This window comes from Photorhabdus hainanensis, from assembly GCF_018448965.1.
GTDB lineage: Bacteria > Pseudomonadota > Gammaproteobacteria > Enterobacterales > Enterobacteriaceae > Photorhabdus > Photorhabdus akhurstii.
The window spans coordinates 1-600 of the sequence record NZ_RCWD01000131.1 but is presented as its reverse complement, the minus strand read 5'-3'; the positions used below and the strand labels follow the sequence as shown (position 1 = coordinate 600).

Here is a 600-nt window from a genome sequence, read left to right as displayed (position 1 = left end):
GGCTGAGGACATCACGTAACCAGACCCAGGGCTCATGTCCGTTGGCTCTGGCGGTTTCCAACAGGCTCATTATCATGGCGGCACGTTGCCCCGCGGGCAGTGAACCCGCAAAAAGCCAGTTCTTTCGGCCGACCGCCGCACCCCGGACCGCATTCTCCGCCCGGTTGTTGTCTATCGGCACCCGGCCGTCATCCAGATAACACACCAGCGCCGGCCAGCGCTTCAGCGTGTAATCTATCGCTTTGCGTAACCCAGAGTGGGGGGCCATTTGGGCCTGCATCGTCTGCAACCAGGACCGGAACTCATTCAGCCACGGCCGGGCATAACGCTGTCGCCACTGACGCCGTTTATCCGGCGGCCGGTGTTTGATTTTTCGCTCCAGCTTGTACAGGTCACGAATGCCATCCAGCGCCTGTTTCGCTACCGGACTTTGGCTCGCTTTGTATTGGTCAAAGAATTTGCGGCGGGCGTGAGCCCAGCAACCCGCTTCGGTGATATCCGCCCGGGCATGCAGCGCGTTGTAACCGGCATAATCATCCGTCACCAACGTGCCGCCCGACCAGTCTTTCAGCAGGCTCTGGGCATAACGGCCACTGCGGC

The 600-nt window shown here is 60.8% G+C and carries 1 protein-coding gene; it reads right to left on the bottom strand.

What is annotated here, in order from left to right:
• The coding region (gene tnpC, locus EAE92_RS24200) for an IS66 family transposase (RefSeq protein ID WP_214069874.1) at positions 1–600 on the bottom strand (600 nt) is incomplete at both ends.